The sequence below is a fragment of the Sporolactobacillus laevolacticus DSM 442 genome (assembly GCF_000497245.1).
In the GTDB taxonomy this organism is placed as follows: Bacteria; Bacillota; Bacilli; order Bacillales; family Sporolactobacillaceae; genus Sporolactobacillus; species Sporolactobacillus laevolacticus.
On the sequence record NZ_AWTC01000016.1, the window covers coordinates 14,415 to 32,645 of the forward strand.

The 18,231-nt window shown below is 41.6% G+C and carries 13 protein-coding genes; 5 read left to right on the forward strand and 8 right to left on the reverse strand.

All coding sequences use genetic code 11. From position 1 onward, the window contains the following. Window positions 1–147: 147 nt before the first annotated feature. The 3 genes from lacZ to P343_RS32760 form a co-directional block, all read right to left on the reverse strand. A complete protein-coding gene (gene lacZ, locus P343_RS32750) occupies window positions 148–3,195 on the reverse strand; it encodes a beta-galactosidase, LacZ type (RefSeq protein ID WP_023511125.1) in 3,048 nt (1,015 codons plus the stop codon). 196 nt (window positions 3,196–3,391) lie between these two features. Next, window positions 3,392–5,317, reverse strand: coding sequence for a sugar MFS transporter (locus P343_RS32755; protein WP_023511126.1), 1,926 nt, complete (start codon window positions 5,315–5,317; stop codon window positions 3,392–3,394). Between the two features lie 31 nt (window positions 5,318–5,348). Beyond that, complete coding sequence (locus P343_RS32760) at window positions 5,349–7,565, reverse strand: alpha-galactosidase (RefSeq protein ID WP_023511127.1); 2,217 nt, start codon at window positions 7,563–7,565, stop codon at window positions 5,349–5,351. Window positions 7,566–7,934: 369 nt separating this feature from the next. On the opposite strand from P343_RS32760, the gene P343_RS32765 reads away from it, so the two are divergent. The 4 genes from P343_RS32765 to P343_RS32780 are packed head-to-tail and all read left to right on the forward strand — an operon-like array spanning window position 7,935 to window position 12,673. Beyond that, on the forward strand, window positions 7,935–9,104 hold the full coding sequence (locus P343_RS32765; RefSeq protein WP_023511128.1) for a galactokinase: 1,170 nt from the start codon (window positions 7,935–7,937) through the stop codon (window positions 9,102–9,104). Window positions 9,105–9,119: 15 nt separating this feature from the next. Further along, window positions 9,120–10,109 carry a UDP-glucose 4-epimerase GalE gene (gene galE, locus P343_RS32770; RefSeq protein WP_023511129.1) on the forward strand — a complete coding sequence of 330 codons (990 nt, stop codon included), beginning with the start codon at window positions 9,120–9,122 and terminating at the stop codon, window positions 10,107–10,109. A gap of 11 nt (window positions 10,110–10,120) precedes the next feature. Beyond that, window positions 10,121–11,602, forward strand: coding sequence for a UDP-glucose--hexose-1-phosphate uridylyltransferase (gene galT, locus P343_RS32775; RefSeq protein ID WP_023511130.1), 1,482 nt, complete (start codon window positions 10,121–10,123; stop codon window positions 11,600–11,602). 18 nt (window positions 11,603–11,620) lie between these two features. Beyond that, on the forward strand, window positions 11,621–12,673 hold the full coding sequence (locus P343_RS32780; RefSeq protein WP_023511131.1) for an aldose epimerase family protein: 1,053 nt from the start codon (window positions 11,621–11,623) through the stop codon (window positions 12,671–12,673). A 147-nt stretch (window positions 12,674–12,820) separates the two neighbouring features. Here P343_RS32780 and P343_RS32785 read toward each other — a convergent pair whose 3' ends face one another. The 3 genes from P343_RS32785 to P343_RS32795 all read right to left on the reverse strand — a co-directional run bounded on the left by P343_RS32785 (window position 12,821) and on the right by P343_RS32795 (window position 15,038). After that, complete coding sequence (locus P343_RS32785; RefSeq protein ID WP_023511132.1) at window positions 12,821–13,462, reverse strand: LysE family transporter; 642 nt, start codon at window positions 13,460–13,462, stop codon at window positions 12,821–12,823. A gap of 307 nt (window positions 13,463–13,769) precedes the next feature. Continuing rightward, window positions 13,770–14,159: a VOC family protein gene (locus tag P343_RS32790; protein WP_023511133.1), complete on the reverse strand. Its 390-nt coding sequence runs from the start codon at window positions 14,157–14,159 to the stop codon at window positions 13,770–13,772. A 111-nt stretch (window positions 14,160–14,270) separates the two neighbouring features. Next, the gene (locus P343_RS32795) at window positions 14,271–15,038 is read right to left on the reverse strand and encodes a hypothetical protein (RefSeq protein ID WP_023511134.1); all 768 of its coding nucleotides are present in this window, start codon (window positions 15,036–15,038) and stop codon (window positions 14,271–14,273) included. Window positions 15,039–15,262: 224 nt separating this feature from the next. Here P343_RS32795 and P343_RS32800 point away from each other — a divergent pair, with 224 nt between their 5' ends. Further along, window positions 15,263–16,678: a PQQ-dependent sugar dehydrogenase gene (locus P343_RS32800; protein ID WP_023511135.1), complete on the forward strand. Its 1,416-nt coding sequence runs from the start codon at window positions 15,263–15,265 to the stop codon at window positions 16,676–16,678. Window positions 16,679–16,931: 253 nt separating this feature from the next. Here P343_RS32800 and P343_RS32805 read toward each other — a convergent pair whose 3' ends face one another. Beyond that, window positions 16,932–17,537, reverse strand: coding sequence for a LysE family translocator (locus P343_RS32805; protein ID WP_023511136.1), 606 nt, complete (start codon window positions 17,535–17,537; stop codon window positions 16,932–16,934). A 210-nt stretch (window positions 17,538–17,747) separates the two neighbouring features. Continuing rightward, window positions 17,748–18,098, reverse strand: coding sequence for a DUF2200 domain-containing protein (locus P343_RS32810; protein WP_023511137.1), 351 nt, complete (start codon window positions 18,096–18,098; stop codon window positions 17,748–17,750). Window positions 18,099–18,231 lie beyond the last annotated feature (133 nt).

Sequence of the window (18,231 nt, forward strand, 5' to 3'; positions counted from 1 at the left end):
CTGCAAGCTTAGTCTCAATGGGCACTAAAAACTGCGTTCTTTAAAAATTAAAAAGAAAGGCGTTGAACCGTTTAGGATTCATCGCCTTTTTTGGTTTATAACATTTAAATTTTTCGGTTGTGAAGGAAAATCCACCTTTAACTCATATTATCGGTCGTCGGTACAAGCCGCGCGAATTTTAAATGCAAAATGAAGATGATCTGATGCGTCAATATGGTATGCCTGATGTACCGGGGCGCCCCAGCTGTCATCACCGCCGACCCCCATCTGTCTGGAAGCAAGTGTCACATTCGTATAGTGGATCTCAGGAAGTTCATCGACATGTCGAGCATTTTGCAGTTCAAACGCTGTAAAAGGCGAAATACCAAGCTCAAACGGCTGATCCAATGCCTCAAATAGTAGACCTTCGCCATGATCATCCAGCATGTTGACCCATCGGACACCGGTTCTGTTTCCACTCTCCTGTGGAATCGCGTATTTCGACACGTTATCGACGACCTTTTTTTCAAAAATGCCGAGCCGAGCACCGGAATTTCGATCACTATAATTTTCCTCAGGTCCCTTTCCGTAATAGCGAAATTGGTTAAAGTCAGCGTCCATCCGCAGTAAGATCCCGAAAATCGGCAGATCCGGAAGTCCCTGCTCACCGTAATAATCAACGGATACATCGATCGTCTCCTCCGGACGAACTGTATAGGATACATCAACGGTTGCTTGATTAGAAAGTGGTAATTGATACGTATAAACAATGGTAACCGCATCTTTTTCTTCGACGATGCGCGTCTTGATGCAACGCTGAAATAAACTCGCTTGAAGCCACAAACCGCTTTGATAACCAAATCTGCAGCCGTTGTCATTATCGGTCAGAGCACGCCAGAACATTGGCATCGGCACCTGTTTCAAGAACTCTCGACCATGATAACGGAGCGATAACAATCCTTTTTTCTCTTTGGAAAAAATGGCGCTGAAATGATCCGTTCGAACCCCAAGATTGAATGTTCCATGAATCACGTCCATTGTCCGAGAAGCTGGCGGCTTCGTTGCTGTGGGCGCAGCCTGTTGCTGAAAAACAAACTGACCGAAAGCGACCGGATAGCCCTTATCCGCCCAGCGCGTGCTCTGCTTCAGCTTCATTGCAGCATTGAGCGTATATTCCCCGGCTGAAAGCTGATCGCTGAACCGAAGCTGAACAAACTGCGACTTGCCAGCAGGAACGACGACCAATAACCGATGACGCATGATCTCCTGCCCTTCACGATTTAACGAATACTCCAGCTCGTAGCCGGATGTATCGATAAAAAGGTTTTGATTTTTAACCTCGACACCGTCCCGACAAACATTCAGTTTAATATTCTGATACAGATACTTAATTTCCTGAACTTTCGGCGATGGCGAGCGATCAGCGTAAACGATGCCATCACCACAGAAATCGTCGTCGTTCGGACGATCGTCAAAATCACCGCCATAGGCAAGAACCGTCTTGCCATAGCGATTCTTTGTCATGAGGAATTGATCGATATAATCCCATATAAAACCGCCTTGGTAAAGCGGATACTGATCTTCTAATGCCGTATATTCGTGAAATCCCCCACACGAATTCCCCATCGCATGCATATACTCACAGCTGATATACGGTTTTTCTGGATCATTTTCTAAGTAATCTTTAATCTCTTCAACTCGCGCATACATCCGGCTCTCGATGTCACTCGTCGCATTAAAGGTCCGATCATGGAAAATTCCCTCATAATGGACAATCCGCGAAGAATCCGCCTTTCTGAAATACTCCGATACATCGAAAATGGTTTTTCCGCCGTAAGATTCGTTTCCACATGACCATATTAATACGGACGGATGATTCTTATCTCGTTCGAGCAACGAGCGTGCACGATCCAGCACATTATCATGCCATTCTGGTTTATCGCCAGGTAGCACATGCTCAGGAACCGTACCATTGTGCAGCTGCCATGTGCCGTGTGTCTCCAGATTATTCTCATCGATCACGTAGACCCCGTACTCGTCACAAAGCTGGTACCAGTACGACTGATTTGGATAATGCGATGTACGAACGGCATTGATGTTATGCTGCTTAAGAAATTTAATATCCCACAACATGTCTTGTCGCGTAACAGATCTGCCTCTTCGACAATCAAATTCATGACGATTAACACCCTTGAACACAATACGTTTGCCGTTCAGACACATTTGTTTCTCTTTAATTTCAAACTTGCGAAACCCGACTTGTTGCGGGACGATTTCAATGATCTGTCCTCGCTCATCGCGAACAATTAATTTAAGCAGATATAGATAGGGTTCTTCTGCGCTCCAAAGCCGAACATCCCGGCAATGAATACGAAGCTGCATGCGTTCTTGGATTTTACTTTCCGGAACTATTCCCACTTCATTTCCTAAGTGATCGCATAAAACGGCTGAAACATTTCCTTTTTTCTCACCTTGCAGCTTCAAATCGATCTTCAATTCTGCATTACGGTACGTATGATCCAGATCCGTTTTTACAAACAGATCAAAAATATGAATAGGCGGCGTTGTGTACAGATAGACATCACGAAATATTCCTGAAAATCTCCAGAAATCCTGATCTTCAAGCCAACTGCCCGTCGATCGCTGATATACCTCAACGGCCAGTTTGTTTATCCCCTTAACAACCGCATCTGAAAGAGCAAATTCAGCCGGATTAAAACTACTCTCGCTGTAACCAATAAACCGTCCGTTCAGCCAAACGAAGAAAGCCGATTCAACGCCCTGAAATGAAAGATAAAGCGGACCTGTCTGCAATTCTTGATTGACTGTAAAATAGTTGACATAGCTGCCCACCGGATTATAATCCTGTGGAATCTGAGGAGGACGACCGACTTCGCTGATCCCGTCCCATGGATACGTTAAATTGCTATATTGCGGCCGTCCATATCCTTGGAGCTGAATATGACCTGGAACCTTAATATCCTCCCAACAGCGACAATCAACGTCCATCTGATAAAAATCTTTCACGCGCGATTGCGGGTTACGTGCATAACTGAATTTCCAGTTCCCATTTAAGCTTTGTCGGAGCTGCATCACACCCTGCTTAGCTTCCGCATCCGAAGTATAATAGGAATGATCGGAATGAGCATCGAGACGATTGACGCGAAAAATAGTCGGATCTTGCAGCCAGCTAATATTCGGTTTGTCATTATTCATTGAACATACTGCAAAATAATTTCACCCATGATCATTGGAAATTATCATCCGCATCAATCTCTAAAGGATGCTTTATCCGGATCTGGGTGAAATAAATAGCAGCGCTGCCTCCCTAATTTAGTTAGATTTCGTTAACCGTACTGTCTCATCGAAAGTTGATCGAAAAACGACCTTTGTGAATCATTACGGTATATTTTCACTTTATTATTTTCGCAATGATTTCATTATGGTGAACGTCGTGTTTCTGCTCAATAGTGATCGATTGATAAGAATCCGAATTGGTAAAGACAGTAATAACGACGTCATCATATCCGTTTTCCGCAATGATTTCCGGAGAAAATTCGATTAATAATTCCCCTCTCTTTACTTCTTTTCCTCGATCGAAATATGTGATAAAGCCTTCACCTTTTAAGTTAACCGTTCCCAGCCCAACATGAATCAGTGCAACCGCTCCGGATTTAGAAACGATTCCAACTGCATGCCGTGTGGAGAAGGTCATGCGAACCAAGCCATCAAATGGCGCATAAACTTTATTGCCTTTCGGTTTAATGGCAAATCCCTTGCCCATCTTGCCGCTAGAGAACACATCATCATTGACCGCTTCGAGTGGAACGAGTGCTCCGTCGACTGGTGCATAGATATTCAATACCGATTCGTCGGATTGGTCGCTGATTGGCTGTTCAATGAACCCATCGTCTTCTGTTGAGCCGAAGTTCTTGCCCCACTTTTTCTCCAATTCATCAACAATCTCTGCATGCATCTTCTCATTAAGCTTAACTTTTTTGAAGAAAACAAAAGTTCCAATGATGACGAATAAAAATGGGATACCGAGCATCATGAATTTAAAAGTCAGTCTCCCCGCACTTGTAATACTGCTGGCTGAGGCGCCTGTCGTCATGCCCACCCATACGGCGGTCAACCCAACAACACCATTGGAGACGGCGCCGGCAAGTTTATCCAGTAAAGGACGGACCGAAAGAGTCAAACTCTCATCGCGATGTCCTTCTTTTAACTGGCCGTATTCAACAGCATCCGTAATCGTCATCAGCACGACGAGGAAGATCAGTGGCTGAGGAATGAAGAACAAGACCGCAGCCGCAATGACGAGTGGAAGAGACGTATCAGCAAAACTGAACAGCAGCAATCCAAGAACCATAATCGCGATTGAGATAAAGAATACATTTTTTCGTTTCCATCTTTTAGCCAGTGATGGAAAGACTGAAACTGCAAACAAACCAACGATTGTGTTTAAGATTGCCAGAATTGAAAACTTGCTGGCGTCTCCGAGAATAAAAGAAAAGTAGTAGAGCTCCATGGAATTCGTTAAGGTTACACCGATCGTGTAGAGTCCGTAGGACAAGGACAACCACATGAGCTGATCATTTTTGATCAATACTTTAAATACGTCCTTGAACTTTGTCTGCTCTTTATTTTTACGAAGTGCCGAATCAACTTCTTTTGTACCAAAGCCGACTATAACAGCAGTTATAAATGAAATTGTTCCTACAATAACCGCGAACCAGAACCAGCCGCGACTATCACCGGTTCCATGATTCGAGCTGATCGAAAATAACAGAACTAGTGGCATGACGACAACGCCGACAATATTACCACCAATCGTCGAACCGATTCGAGCAAATGTAGCCGTCTTCTCTCTTTCATGGGAATCAAACGATAATGCAGGTATCATTGACCAATAAGCGATATCCTTAAATGAATAAAACATATCCATTAAAATATAGACGATCGCAAACAGAACAAGATACAAGACCGGATTATTTTTCGTCAATCCGCCAAAATCAGTAAACAAGCAGATCAGTGAAATCGATCCTACTCCGCCGCCAATAACAACCCAAGGTTTAAATTTACCCCACCGTGTTCTCGTGTTATCGATCGCATTTCCAATTAACGGATCCACAGCTAATTCGACAAAGCGAAGCAGAAAGATAATTAAAGTAATAATAGAAATCATCATATCATTTTGAGACGTGCTGCCCGTATTAAAGAGGTGAGTCGTAACAAACATGATAAAGTACGTGCTTAATGTAGCAAAAAACATATCGTGTCCAAAGGCACCAAAGGCATAAGATATTCGCGATGTTATCGAATGTTTAGTATTCATAATGGCCTCCAAAATAAACTTAGTAAGTGATTTATTGCAATTCCTCAAAATAACGAATGCTTGATACAAAATCCCTTTGCTGAATCGGATAATGATACAGTCCAACATTCATTAATTCATCACCGCCATAAATGACCGATGTTTCAGGCTCGATATAATCCTTATCCGGTTTAAGCCCTTTTAACTTTGTTATTGGTATTTCCGGCTGGGCTTCAGACAGTATATTAAAGTTAAAAAGTAACACTTGTTTCTGATCTTCAGAGATAAATGCCCAAGACGCTGAGTTGTGTTCAAAAGGGCTGTCTAAACGAACAAAATTTCCATATTGAATTAATTTCCTGTGCTTTTTATAAAACTTAATTTGTTGCTTGACTTGCTCGATTTCAGCCTCCGGTAACTCATCAAGATTAAGTTCATACCCAAACACACCACTCATGGCGACATCACCACGTATTGCTAATGATGTATTCCGCCCTGTTTGCTGGTTCGGCGATTCAGATATATGAGAAGTCATATTCGAAATCGGATAAGCTAAACTCGTACCATACTGTATTTTCAATCGAGCGACTGCATCCGTGTTATCTGAAGTCCACGTTTGCGGGAAATAATACAAAATGCCTGCATCAAATCGTCCTCCGCCCCCGGAGCAACCTTCCCACAGAATATTCGGATAACGATCAACCAAGCGTCCCATTAAATCGTATAAGCCTAACACATAACGATGATAAATCTCCCCTTGTTGCGCTGGTGAGTAAGCGCTGGACCAGACTTCGGTCAAATGTCTATTCATATCCCACTTGATATAATCAATAGGAATACGGTCCAAAATTTTAATCATCTGTTGATAAATCGTATCAACGATTTCCGATCTGGAAAAATCCAAGACATATTGACTTCTCGATAGCGTCATTTCACGATTGGGTACTTGCAAAGCAAAGTCAGGGTGTTGGCGAAACAGATCCGAATCTCTTGAAATCATTTCCGGTTCAAACCATAATCCAAATTTCAGGCCTTTTTCATGTGTATAGTCCGCAATGCCACCAAGTCCATTCTCAAACTTAGTCTTATATTCATACCAGTCGCCTAATGAGGACGTGTCGTCATCGCGATAGCCGAACCATCCGTCGTCTAATACAAACATTTCAACGCCAACTTCAGCAGCCTTATCAATAATTGATTTTAGTTTCTTCGTATCGAAATCCATAAATGTTGCTTCCCAGTTATTGATCACAATCGGCCGTTCAGCAAATTTATGCTTGCCCCTTGCTACTCTTTCTCTCAAGAGATGATGAAAGGTATGAGACATATCATTTAATCCGTTATGTGTATATACCATAATAACTTCCGGCGTTTGGAATTCAGCATTCCCTTTTAACTGCCACGAGAAGTTATAGTCGTTAATGCCAACAATCAATCGCGTTTGATCAATGTAATCTTTACTAAGGCTAAAGAGGTGATTTCCAGAGTAAACAAGCTGCACGCCAAAGGCTTCACCTTGATGTTCTGTCGTATCAGGATGAACTAATGCGATAAACGGATTCATATGATGGGAAGAAGTACCTCGGCGACTTTCAAATCGATACGTGCCATGCTTGATTTTTTGCCGTTCAATTTGCCTCTCCCGTACATGTGCGCCTGGCAAACTAATGACTTCTAAATCTTGTTTTGGGAAATCAATTTGAGCACTGGCGATCTTTTCTAGGTAGTAAGTGGCTGATGATTTGTTGATCATCTTGACTGATCTTGTGATTACGGATCGGTCAGCGTAAATGGTATAGGTTAAAACTGCGTCTACTTTTAATACTGTATCCTCTAACGTGATATTCAGCGTGGTCGCTTCATCATTCGATTCAACATAACTGTGTGGCAGCTTCGTTAAGCTCGGCTTGCCTTCAATAATTTCATAGCCTTTGTATCGCCAATCCACAGTCACCGAACCATTATCCGATCGAATAATGCTCCCAGCTTCTCGATAATCTCCGGTTTGGTTTCCGGAATATTCTTGTAGGATCAAGTCCTTTGAATACGTTCGATCCGGTTGTTCATCAAGACTTGCTGAAGGAACATTACCGGAAAATCCGCGATCACTTCCGGGATAACTTCTTCCATCATGATAGTTTCGTATTCGTTTTCCAAAATATAAATGCTGTAATAAACCATGCTCATCAACCTGCATCAGATAACTGAGAAACGGATTGGACAGATGAAAGACTTGCTTTTGTTTGTCATAGGTTATCTCTGCTGCCATAAAAAAATCCACCTTTCTTTTTAATAGATACTTGGATACTTGGCGAAACAATGGGAACGCCTTTTCGAGTTATTTCTCTATCTTCAGATAAACAACAAAGTAAAAATCATTATATTGTTACCGCTTACATTTATGATGTTATACGCCATGTCATTAACTGTCAATACTTTTTTAGTAAAATTTATCGAGACCATTTTTTTATTTTTTCATGAATCTATGTATATATAACCTTTCTATCTATATACTTTGGTATTATAAGGTTATTGTAAGCACATAAGTAATAAATTTTATTATGAAAGGGCTTGCATAAAACTAAATGATCAAGTATGCTTTAGATGTTAATTTTAGTAAAATAAGGTGGTAATTGATATGGATTTAACTAAGCTTAAGCAATCGTACGCGACTCTTTTCGGCGATGATCATCCATCGGCCTATTTTGCTCCCGGACGCATTAATTTGATCGGCGAGCACACCGATTATAACGGCGGACACGTTTTTCCCTGTGCTATTACACTTGGAACCTATGGCATTGCCCAGAAAAGAAATGACACGAAAATCAACGTATTCTCTGAGAACTTTAGAAAATTAGGCATCATTTCTTTTGATCTCAACAATTTGTCCTACGATAAGAAGGATAATTGGGCAAACTTCCCGAAAGGTGTGCTTCATTTTCTCAAGGAGAAGGGCTACTCAATTGACAAGGGATTAAATATTTATTTCTACGGTAATATTCCGAACGGTGCCGGGCTCTCCTCTTCCGCGTCAATTGAATTGCTCACCGGTGTCATTATCAACGATTTATTCGACTTGAATTGCGATCGCGTTGAACTGGTGAAAATAGGGAAGCAAGTTGAAAATAACTTTATTGGTGTAAACTCAGGCATTATGGATCAGTTTGCTGTCGGAATGGGGAAAGCAGATCATGCCCTTTTGCTCGATACCAACACATTGGACTACGATCGGATTCCCATCAAACTTGACGATCATGTGATCATTATCATGAACACGAACAAGCGGCGTGAGCTTGCCGACTCAAAGTACAATGAACGACGCAGCGAATGTGAAGAAGCGCTGGCTGAGCTGCAAACACAGCTGCCTATCCATTCACTTGGCGATCTGGATAATGATACATTCGACCAAAATGCTTATTTAATCAGTAAAGAAAACTTGCTCAAGCGTGCGCGCCATGCCGTATCCGAGAACCAGCGGACAATCAAGGCTAGAAAAGCACTGATCCAAAACGATCTCGTGACATTCGGTAAATTGGTCAATGCCTCGCATGTATCCTTAAAGTACGATTACGAAGTGACCGGAAATGAACTGGATACACTTGTTGAAGCGGCTTGGCAGGAAAAGGGCGTCCTCGGCGCACGCATGACGGGAGCCGGTTTTGGCGGATGTGCGATTGCTCTTGTTGAGAAGTCACAGGTTGATGCGTTCACCAAACATGTCGGAGAAACCTATGAAAAGAAAATTGGCTATGCGCCATCGTTCTATATTGCTGAAATCGCTGACGGTGCAAAAAGATTAGCAGAATAATAGGAGGAACCATTTATGTCCATTTTGGTTGTAGGCGGAGCCGGCTACATCGGCTCCCATACCGTCGATCGTCTGATTGAAAAAGGCTATTCCGTGGTTGTTGTTGATAATCTGGTGACCGGCCACCGTGCAGCTGTTCATCCGCAGGCCGCTTTTTACGAAGGCGACATCCGCGACAAAAAATTCCTTACCGATGTTTTCGAAAAAGAACCGATCGATACGGTCATCCATTTCGCCGCCTTCTCACTCGTCGGCGAGTCTATGGAAAAACCGTTAAAGTACTTCGATAATAATATCGGTGGCATGATCACACTTCTGGAAGTGATGAATCAATTCGATGTCAAGCGAATCGTTTTCTCTTCCACCGCCGCTACCTATGGCATTCCGAAAAAGGTGCTGATCGAAGAAACCGACCCGCAAGTACCGATCAATCCATATGGCGAAAGCAAGCTAACCATGGAAAAAATGATCCGCTGGGCAGATCAAGCGTACGGCATTCATTTTGTTGCGTTGCGCTATTTCAATGTTGCCGGAGCGAAAGCGGATGGAAGCATCGGTGAAGATCATCACCCAGAAACACATTTAATTCCTGTCGTTCTTCAAGTGGCCGTTGGAAAGCGCCCAAAGCTGACCATCTTTGGCGACGATTACCACACAGCGGATGGAACAAATGTCCGGGACTATGTGCATGTGGTCGATTTAGCCGACGCACACATCCTTGCTGCCAACTATTTGAAAAACGGTGGAAAAAGCGACTGCTTCAATTTGGGTTCTGCCACCGGTTTCTCCAACAAGCAGATTCTTGAAGCCGCGCGTGAAGCAACCGGCAGAGACATTCCTGCTGAAATCGGTCCAAGACGTCCCGGCGATCCGGATACCCTAATCGCCGCCAGCGATAAGGCACGCAAAATTCTAAATTGGAAGCCACAATATGACAATATTCATGAAATCATTCGCACTGCCTGGACATGGCATGAAAAACATCCTGATGGCTATAAGGAATAGGAGTTATTCCAATGAATTATAAAGAAGAAATTATTCATTTTATTGACCAAGTGATTGCGCAAAGTCATTATGAGCGCATGGACCAGGGCTATTTATTTAATCAAATTCTGGGACTCGTTGGCGAGGAACATGTTGACGACATAGCTAAAGCAAGCGACGACCAACTGATTTCACTTAAAGACGATCTCGTTGAACTCGCGGTTCAGAATCAGCGGATTGACAATAACCAAGGAGCACGCGACATACTTGGCGCCCGGCTTATGAATTTCATCACGCCGCCTCCGTCGGAAGTGAATCGAACCTTTTGGCAATTTTCTGAGGATCAGGGAACGGAAGCAGCCACCGACTATTTTTATCGGTTATGCCAAGAGAACGACTACATTAAAACGAAAGCGATCGCGAAGAACATCATTTTTTCTTCACCGACTGAATACGGCGACTTGGAAATCACCATTAATCTTTCTAAACCGGAAAAAGATCCAAAACAGATTGCATTGGCAAAAAAAATGCCAAGCAGCGGTTATCCACTTTGTCAGTTATGCATGGAAAACGAGGGTTATTTCGGTCGGGTCAACCATCCGGCCCGCAGCAATCATCGGATCATTCGTCTGAATTTGGCTAATGAAGAATGGGGATTCCAATATTCCCCTTACGCTTACTTTAACGAACATTGCATTTTCCTTGATTGCGCGCATGAGCCAATGGTCATCAACCGCAACACGTTTATCCGGCTGCTGACCATCATTGATCGCTTCCCGCATTATTTTGTCGGAAGCAATGCCGACCTGCCAATCGTTGGCGGATCCATTTTGTCACACGAACATTATCAAGGCGGACGCCATGACTTTCCAATGGCCAAAGCGCCAATTGAAACGCCAGTCTCGTTTAAACATTTTGAAGAGATCCAAGCCGGCATCGTTAAATGGCCGATGTCGGTCATCCGACTAACCGGAGCAGACAAGGAAAAATTAATTGAACTGTCAGCAATAATTCTCGATAAATGGCGTCATTATTCTGATGAGTCTGTTGGCGTGAGAGCGGAAACCAATGGCGAATCGCACCATACCATTACGCCAATCGCTCGTCGGCGCGGACAGCTCTATGAACTTGATCTTGTGTTGCGTGACAATCAGACATCAGAAAGCTATCCGCTCGGCATCTTTCATCCGCATCCAGACGTCCAGCACATTAAGAAGGAAAACATCGGTTTAATCGAAGTGATGGGCCTGGCAATCCTACCTCCACGGTTGAAGCCGGAATTGAAGGAAGTTGTTGCTTATGTGCTTGGAAGGAAAAATCAGATGATGGACTATCATCGTGACTGGGCGGATCAGATCAAGCAGCGCCATCCGGAGCTGAACGCGGACAATGCTGAACAGATCGTGAATCAGGAAGTTGGCAAAGTCTTCGGTCGCGTGCTTGAAGATGCTGGGGTTTATAAACGTGACGAAAAGGGCCAGGCAGCTTTTCTGCACTTTCTTCAGTCGATTTGAAAAGGAGGTCGTCTCGGTATGGAAGTCTCTAAGACTGAGTTCGGTTTATTTCATAATCAAACCATTTGGCAATACACACTGGCGAACGACAACGGACTGAAGTTGAACGTGATGAACTACGGAGCAACGCTTACCGACATTGAAATGCCCGATAAGCATGGAAAAATCGCTCACATTGTCATCGGATCCGGTCGCTTTCAAGATTATCTGGAAGAAGATGCTTATTTTGGAGCGACCGTCGGCCGAGTAGCCGGTCGAATCACTGCAGGCAAGTTTTCAATAGATGGAGCGAATTATCAATTGCCTCTCAATGACGGCAATAATACCAATCATGGCGGTCCTAATAGCTTTGAACGATTGATTTGGGAAAGCCACCCGTTCAAAAAAGCGGAGCAAGTCGGCGTTCGTTTCGATCTCTTCAGTCCCGATGGAACGAACGGTTTTCCCGGTAATCTTAACGCTTCTGTTACCTATAGTTTAAACCAGAAAAATGAGTGGCAGCTGCACTATGAAGCGACGACAGATAAGCCGACATTGTTCAACCCGACCAATCATGTCTACTTCAATTTGTCCGGCGAGCTTGAACGAACCGTCGATAATCACCTGCTTCAACTGGCAAGTCACCGATTCGGTGAGATACATGAAGATGGCACACCGACAGGCAGACTAATCGATATAACGGGAACACCATTTAACTTTATAAAAAGCACAGCTATAAAAAACGGATTTGACTCTGATCATCCGCAAAATAAATTGGTAACCGGCTACGATCATCCTTTCTTCCTTGATAAGCGCGGAGATGGGCCCAACGCGATACTGGAAGAACCGCTGAGCGGAAGACGAGTCACCATGTCAACGACAAACAACGCCGTCGTTGTCTACTCAGGAAACGCGCTTTCCGACAAGATCATTATGGATGGCAAACCATTGAAGCCCCATTGCGGCATAACACTCGAAGCACAGATGATGCCCGATGCGATTCACCACGAAGGCTTCGGCAATATTATTCTGCGTCCCGGCACAATGTATGAAGCCGATACCGTTTATCACTTTGAGTGTGTCCATGATTAATGAGGGTGAAAATAATCCAAAAAGTGTCTCAAAGTCAAAAAGGGCTTTGAGACACTTTTCTGTTTTAATGAGGCTTGTAGAACGTTCCTAATAAATTCCAATGGAGCTGTTCCGGAAGCGGTGATCCACTGATGCTGGGTCTTACATTTAAAACATATCCTTCAGTCCCAATATAAATTCGTAGCCAAAGTATAAGGCAAAACCAAGGAGTATAATGCCCGCAATCACCGATGTCCATTTAATCACTATTCGATTCATAAACCTTCTACTGATTTGGACGATTATTAACAAGCCCAGATCATGAATTAAAATCCCGGAGAGAATTCCCGCGGCCACCAAGAAGAACCCAATACCATGCACTCTCCCTAAAGAAGTAGCCAATGCCGTTCCAAATATTCCTAGCCAAAAAACGATATTTGCTGGGGAAACGGCAATCATTAACCCACTCATATACGCATTGAAGAATGAGCGTTTTACCGCTTCTCCTTTTCCATTAGTTAAAATGTCTTTATTAGCATTTTTGATGCTGTCATATCCAATGTACAGCAAAAAGAAAAAACCAATAAACCACATGATCATTTTTATATAAGGCTGCGTTAAAAAAGGAGAGAATCCTAAATAAATTAAAATGATCAACGTTAAATCGATGGTCATGCCGCCAATACCAACAAACCATCCACGAAAAAATCCATTTTTTAATCCTTGTTTCATCATTTCGACAGTCATTGCCCCTGCAGGTAGAGCCAATGAGAGTCCTAACAGGGTGTATGTAAAATAGGTACCAATCATTTTTCTCACTCATTTCTTTACTATTGAAACGGGTACTCCCCTGTTTCTAAATTTGTGATATTCATAGGCTGGTGCATTTTCAGAGACAAACATTTGAGCACCGTGAAAAAGCAAATGCTCATTGAGGGTGTTGGTCAGTTATAAGGCCAGGAGGCAGACATAACTATTTACAAAAATAATTAAGGGAATCAAACAGAAGTAGTTTCTATAGTAGATAATGTTCTTAACTTGGTCAAGTCTTATTTATGGGGTTATAAGAACGGATTATGATGATCCTGATTATAAATGACCCAAAAAAGAATCCGACTCAAATTGTTTTTTTACAAACAATTTGAATCGGATTTCCATCTGGATCTTGTACCCAGCCGGCTCGAAGACGGTGATCCAGAAAATCGTGGGGCTCCGACAAAAGCGCAGCACCTTTTTCCATTAAATAATGGATGGCTGTATCCGTATTTTTTACCCAAAAGACAAGCTCACTTCCCGAATTTTTGCCCGGCGTTAAACCATGGATTTCCTTTGTGGACTCTTTCGTCGCAATGCCAAGTGTGAATCCATCCAATAACAACTCGTGATGCACCGCATTACCGTCAATTTCAGCTGTAAAATTCACCTTAAAACCAAGATGTTCATAAAACGCTCTCGATGCCTCCAAGTCGTCAACATAAAGATTGATTTGAGGTGCCTTGAACTCCATACGATGCCTCCTACGTTAGAATAATATCCGAAGATTGGACTTAAAGCTGGTACGGCATTGGCAGCCCTATCATTGCGATAAGGTAACAGATCTATCTTGATCTTGCGTGTACTACCATTCATTCACAGCATAAAGCGTCGCTAAAGTCATCTGTCTATATAATTCCATAGATAAATCTTCATATTGCTTGGCCAAATTTTTTTCATGAGCCATATAAGGCGGAGAATCATTCCAAGAACTCATAGCACCAAAAACATCTGCAATACTGGCTGCCCGAAAAAGTTTCAAATTTTTCTCCGGCAAAGCGATCGTCATTTTCGTTTCTTCCGTAAACTCTCCCGTTGCAGCAAGAGCGGCTTTATGAAAAAGCTCTGCAAAAGAATCACAATCAATGATCCGTGCAAATCCCTCTATTTCATTTAAAATCTTTACAAAGTCGTCTGTGTTATCATCAAAGCTTGGTTTTTCTCGAGGTGGATTAGGATTATCCCAGGGATGTTCTGTATAGGTGATGTTCCATAATTGCTTTTCTCTCTGGAAATCCCAATGAGCTGTAAAAAAAGTTACATGACCATTTTTATAAAAACAAACCAATAGTTTTTGTTTTGCATTTGAGAATCCAAGCAAATTTCTGCTTTTTACATTCACCGGCGTTAAGAGTTTGATATCTTCCAACCCACGCTTCCTACATTCATCATACCATTCTACAACGTTATTTGCTTTGAAAGCTTTTTTCCCAAGCCATGTTTTTTTCTCAATAAATTGAAAAATAATGACGTTTTCATATTTGAAAGGCTCAAAGACAATGTTCTTGTTCTCTTTTAGCGCTTTTTTTGTGCTTGCAACTATCTTACATACCTGATGCAGTTCTCCATTCATTTTTGTTTGCACTCCCTTCAGTTTTGTTTGTTCGTATCGTTTTGTTCACGAACATATATAGCAACTTACGTGACACAGCGCATCACAAAATATAGTCCTTGATTCCATCAATGCTGGTGCGGAAATCCATGCAATACATCATCACCTAGCCGCAATTTAATACTAATAGAACAGTTCTAATCATATGCTTTTATAAGAAAAAATAAAAAGGACGGTAAAGTTCGTTGAGAAAAGTTAAAGTGAGTTTGCGGCCTATTGTTAGTAGGATAAATCTACCCACTGTTTTGAAAACAACGATACTTCCGGGTGACTCAACCGAAAGTTTATTTATTGCAACCCAGGTAGGAGAGATCTTTTGTGTAAGAAATGGAGTTATAGATATTTTTTTAGATATTCGCTCGCAAATCTTAAAACTAGGTACTTCTAGTGGTGGCTATGATGAACGGGGATTGCTAGGGTTAGCCTTTCATCCCGAATTTTATTATAACGGTCTATTCTATCTTCATTATTCAGTAGCTGGAACACAAGGTTCAGGTGCTCTTACTAAACCTTTTATGCCTAACCCGTGTGATTCCAGCACCTTAAACCTAAAATGGATAAATAGAGACATTCACTATGATCATATTGATACAGTTGAAGAATGGAGCTTACAATCGAATGGTCAATCTCTAAAACGGCGAACATTAATGAATTTAAGAAGACCCTTTTTAAATCATAATGGGGTCAATAGCTTAAACTTTTCACCTGAAACAGGAAAACTTGTTTTAACAACCGGAGATGGTGGATCAGGCTATGATCCATTTAATTTAAGCCAGGATGATATGGAAATCGCCGGTAAAATCATTGAAATTGATGTAACTAAGCATACATTCATCGATAATCCACCTGTAGTTACACGTTTTAATGAATTTCCCGTACCTATTCAAGAAACGCTTACGGTAATTGCCAAAGGGGTTCGCAATATACCAGGCATTGCATTTCAAAGGTTTTATAAACAGTATATAAAATACGTGGGAAATGTCGGACAGGATCTGGCAGAAACTATTTTTTCATTCGTTCATTATAAACCCATACCAGTTACTCAGCTTACTCAAGCCTTTTCAATGAATTCTGAACCGGACCAAGAAGGATTTATTAACTTTGGCTGGAGAGGTTGGGAAGGTACTTTTCCTACTTCGATAATAAAGGAGTGCTCTGCAAATCCGACTTTGGAAGAGCGAACAATTGCTTATTACGATGAAGCAGTAAAAACGTCAGTGCCACGTCTTCAGCCTCTAACGAGTTATTTTCATGAAGATCCCCGCCCCGATAAGTTTGGAGCAACTGCACTTACAGGAGTCCAGCCATATATGGGGAATGAAATCCCCGATTTAACGGGAAGCCTTGTGTTTACCGATCTCGCTCGAAATGAAGAATCTCAACCGCCCGTTAGAGGGGTTTTAGCCTACACCAGGGCAAGCGCAGATTGTAAACTAAATGATTTTAGTGTTATTGAAACCAATTATAATTTTGGGTCTCAATCCGCTTATTATGTTAGTTTAGGAACAAATCTGGAGCAAACCAAACTCTATCTAGGGGTTTATGGATCTATGAAAGTGGCTGATTTTAACCAAGGCACTATTTTTGAAATTGTTCCATGAATAAAATTCGATTAACTCTTAGATAAATCCCATTCCAGAATCTATTGACCACAATTCGTCAACAAAACTTAGGTGATAGCCCTACGATGTGCTTGCCAGAACTGTTTGATTTGCTTAAAGACTTCGGAAGAATATTTTTGGTAGACAAAATAAAAAAGTCGATTCGTTACAGTATAAACTGACTTTGTTAAATCAACTGATTTCACAAAATGCATATGAGAAATACAAATGCTGATAAAAAAGGGCAAAAAATTTAGTTGTGCTCAAAGAAAACTAAAATGGCTGAAATAATCATTGCTAAACCACCAATTTTAGCTGCAACATATGATGCATTTTCCCCCAATAATTTACCAACATAAAAGGCAAATGTACTATATGTAAAATCATTTACTAAGCCGATTACAAGATAGATTCCACCAAGCAAAGCAACTTGAAAAAGGTAATCGCTGTGCGGACTAATGAATTGTGGGATAAATGATGAGAAAAATAATATAGTCTTAGGATTTGAAAAAGTTAGCAAAAATCCAGTTTTCCAATTTTTTTGAGCAGACTTCTCTTGATTATTAGAATTTTCGATTTTTCTAAAAATGCTTTTTAGCCCTAAATATATAAGATAAGCAATACCAAATAATTTAAATAAGTTATAGAAAACAGGAAAATTTATAATTAAAAGTCCTACTCCTGCAAAAGAAAGAATCATAGCTGAAAGATCACCCAAAAAAATACCTGGTATTGTACGATAGGCACTTATCTTCCCTTTAGAAATACTAGTAGTAATCAAGTAAGTAACTGATGGTCCAGGAGCACAGATGATGAAAATACAAGCAATGATATAAGTGCTTAATATTTGTAAATTCAATTCATTTCCTCACTAACACAAAAATTTCGATTTCGCAACTCAAAATCTTTTATTCCGAATACTGACAAGGGTGTGGTAGTATTTACAAATAATTTGGGAGTAAAAGAAGATGGTAAATCATTACTGAATTTGAGTAAATTATCTTTGCTATTTGAAGCAATAACTGTATAAAAATTACCAGAATTCCATCTCCGTTGGCAAGGTTCCCCGTCAGCTTCTCAAAATCTTCTCCATTTGCTTGCCTTTTGCTAATTCGTCAACCAGTTTGTCAAGCCACCTGATTTTCTGCATGAGCGGGTCTTCGATTTCCTCAACACGATGCCCGCAAATCACGCCTGAAATTTTGGAGGCGTTCGGGTTTATCCGTGGCGCTTCGCTAAAGAAGGTTTCGTAATCAATATTCTTCACAATTTGCGCTTGCAAGCCCGAATCGTCATATCCTGTCAGCCAACAAATCACAGTATCAACATCTAATTTGGTGCGTCCTTTGCGCTCCGCCTTTTGGACGAGTAGCGGGTAGACACTCGAAAACGCCATCTTGTACACGCGCTCATTTTTCATAAAGTGTCACCCCCTTTTGCTTTTCGCTATTCCCTCCACCTCACAATGTCGGTGATGAAAGACTTGGTTTCCATTAAAATAGATATATTTCATTAGATTATTTCGTCCTCTGGATACCATGATCCGAAAAAAT

Excerpts from the sequence above, each read along its gene's own strand:
- P343_RS32785 (WP_023511132.1), bottom strand. The coding sequence starts at position 13,462 with ATGATTGGTACCTATTTTACATACACCCTGTTAGGACTCTCATTGGCT.
- P343_RS32765 (WP_023511128.1), top strand. The coding sequence starts at position 7,935 with ATGGATTTAACTAAGCTTAAGCAATCGTACGCGACTCTTTTCGGCGAT.
- P343_RS32760 (WP_023511127.1), bottom strand. The coding sequence starts at position 7,565 with ATGGCAGCAGAGATAACCTATGACAAACAAAAGCAAGTCTTTCATCTG.
- P343_RS32780 (WP_023511131.1), top strand. The coding sequence starts at position 11,621 with ATGGAAGTCTCTAAGACTGAGTTCGGTTTATTTCATAATCAAACCATT.
- P343_RS32790 (WP_023511133.1), bottom strand. The coding sequence starts at position 14,159 with ATGGAGTTCAAGGCACCTCAAATCAATCTTTATGTTGACGACTTGGAG.
- galT (WP_023511130.1), top strand. The coding sequence starts at position 10,121 with ATGAATTATAAAGAAGAAATTATTCATTTTATTGACCAAGTGATTGCG.
- P343_RS32810 (WP_023511137.1), bottom strand. The coding sequence starts at position 18,098 with ATGAAAAATGAGCGCGTGTACAAGATGGCGTTTTCGAGTGTCTACCCG.
- P343_RS32795 (WP_023511134.1), bottom strand. The coding sequence starts at position 15,038 with ATGAATGGAGAACTGCATCAGGTATGTAAGATAGTTGCAAGCACAAAA.
- galE (WP_023511129.1), top strand. The coding sequence starts at position 9,120 with ATGTCCATTTTGGTTGTAGGCGGAGCCGGCTACATCGGCTCCCATACC.
- lacZ (WP_023511125.1), bottom strand. The coding sequence starts at position 3,195 with ATGAATAATGACAAACCGAATATTAGCTGGCTGCAAGATCCGACTATT.
- P343_RS32755 (WP_023511126.1), bottom strand. The coding sequence starts at position 5,317 with ATGAATACTAAACATTCGATAACATCGCGAATATCTTATGCCTTTGGT.